Consider the following 720-nt stretch of genomic DNA (forward strand, 5'->3'; position numbering starts at 1 on the left):
CGGAGACGAGATCAAGCGTAGCGCCAGCGTTAATCGTTACTGCCCCGCCGCTATTACTACCTAAGCCAGTGTTATTGCTAATGTGCAGTGTGCCACCATTAATCGTGGTCGTGCCGGTGTAGGTATTGGCACCTGACAGGGTTAAAGCACCACCTGAGAGAGCTAAGGCAACAGAGCCGCCAGTACCGGCGTTATCGACAATCACACCAGCATAAGTAGTAGTGCCACCAACGACCGTTAAGGTAGAAGCAGTGCTTACTTTAGAGTTCAAGACGGTGTTGCCAGTAGCACCAGTTAAGGAAGCAATACTTTGGGAGTTCCCATACAGATCAAAGATACTGGTGCCAGTCATGATCAATGCGCTAGCAGAAGCGAGTGAGCCGCCAGTGCCTAAACGTAAAGTACCGCCAGAGACGGTGGTAGCACCGGTGTACTGATTAGTATTAGAGAGGGTTAAAGTACCAACGCCAGATTTAGATAGGGTTGCGCTATTGCCGGAGAGTCCCTGGGTAATGGATACAGAACCTGTATTAGTAAAGACGTAGCTCGAAGCAGTAATCGCAGCGTTACCTGTAATTGCACCAGCACTTACTGTCAAGCTACCTGCAGATAAGTTCGTTGTGCCTAGATCTAAAGTACCGCCAGCAATCGTGACATTACCACCGCTTGGTAATACACCGCTACCAGACAGTGCAACCGTACCGGCGTTAATGTTGGTGC

The 720-nt window shown here is 49.9% G+C and carries 1 protein-coding gene; it reads right to left on the reverse strand.

Annotated features, from left to right (window positions below; all coding sequences use genetic code 11):
* Nucleotides 1–720: autotransporter-associated beta strand repeat-containing protein (locus ICN29_RS10625; protein WP_216133006.1), on the reverse strand; the 720-nt coding region annotated here is incomplete at both ends.

The sequence above is a fragment of the Polynucleobacter nymphae genome, assembly GCF_018882155.1.
GTDB classification, from domain to species: Bacteria; Pseudomonadota; Gammaproteobacteria; order Burkholderiales; family Burkholderiaceae; genus Polynucleobacter; species Polynucleobacter nymphae.